Here is a 1,154-nt window from a genome sequence, read left to right as displayed (position 1 = left end):
CTTGTTACAGCTGTGCCGCCTCTTGCTTCCTCCTCCTCATCGTCCGCCATGGCTTCTCTCACCGATCTCGTCAACCTCAACCTCTCCGACACCACGGAGAAGATCATCGCCGAGTACATATGGATCGGTGGATCTGGCATGGATCTCAGGAGCAAGGCTAGGACTCTCTCCGGCCCTGTGACTGATCCCAGCAAGCTGCCCAAGTGGAACTACGATGGCTCCAGCACCGGCCAGGCCCCCGGCGAGGACAGTGAGGTCATCCTGTACCCACAGGCTATCTTCAAGGACCCATTCAGGAAGGGAAACAACATCCTTGTCATGTGCGATTGCTACACGCCAGCCGGAGAACCGATCCCCACCAACAAGAGGCACAATGCTGCCAAGATCTTCAGCTCCCCTGAGGTTGCTTCTGAGGAGCCCTGGTACGGTATTGAGCAAGAGTACACCCTCCTCCAGAAGGACATCAACTGGCCCCTTGGCTGGCCTGTTGGTGGCTTCCCTGGTCCTCAGGGTCCTTACTACTGTGGTATCGGTGCTGACAAGTCTTTTGGGCGTGATATTGTTGACTCCCACTACAAGGCTTGCCTCTATGCCGGCATCAACATCAGTGGAATCAACGGCGAGGTCATGCCAGGACAGTGGGAGTTCCAAGTTGGCCCGTCTGTCGGCATTTCTGCCGGTGATCAGGTGTGGGTTGCTCGCTACATTCTTGAGAGGATCACCGAGATCGCCGGAGTCGTCGTCTCATTTGACCCCAAGCCCATCCCGGGAGACTGGAACGGTGCTGGTGCTCACACCAACTACAGCACCAAGTCGATGAGGAACGATGGTGGCTACGAGATCATCAAGTCCGCCATTGAGAAGCTCAAGCTCAGGCACAAGGAGCACATCTCCGCCTACGGCGAGGGCAACGAGCGCCGGCTCACCGGCAGGCACGAGACCGCCGACATCAACACCTTCAGCTGGGGAGTTGCCAACCGCGGCGCCTCGGTCCGCGTCGGCCGGGAGACGGAGCAGAACGGCAAGGGCTACTTCGAGGATCGCCGGCCGGCGTCCAACATGGACCCTTACATCGTCACCTCCATGATCGCCGAGACCACCATCATCTGGAAGCCCTGAAGCGGCTTCTTGACGCCACGACATCCTCGTCATCG

General features: G+C 58.6%; 1 protein-coding gene. It reads left to right on the top strand.

The window, feature by feature from the left end:
• Nucleotides 1-48 precede the first annotated feature (48 nt).
• The gene (locus OKA04_RS24980) at nt 49-1,119 is read left to right on the top strand and encodes a glutamine synthetase (protein WP_264503860.1); all 1,071 of its coding nucleotides are present in this window, start codon (nt 49-51) and stop codon (nt 1,117-1,119) included.
• Nucleotides 1,120-1,154: the final 35 nt, after the last annotated feature.

It is taken from the genome of Luteolibacter flavescens (assembly GCF_025950085.1).
Taxonomy (GTDB): domain Bacteria; phylum Verrucomicrobiota; class Verrucomicrobiia; order Verrucomicrobiales; family Akkermansiaceae; genus Haloferula; species Haloferula flavescens.
The sequence above is the reverse complement of the archived record's forward strand: the minus strand, read 5'-3'. Positions and strand labels throughout refer to the sequence as shown.

Excerpts from the sequence above, each read along its gene's own strand:
- OKA04_RS24980 (WP_264503860.1), top strand. The coding sequence starts at position 49 with ATGGCTTCTCTCACCGATCTCGTCAACCTCAACCTCTCCGACACCACG.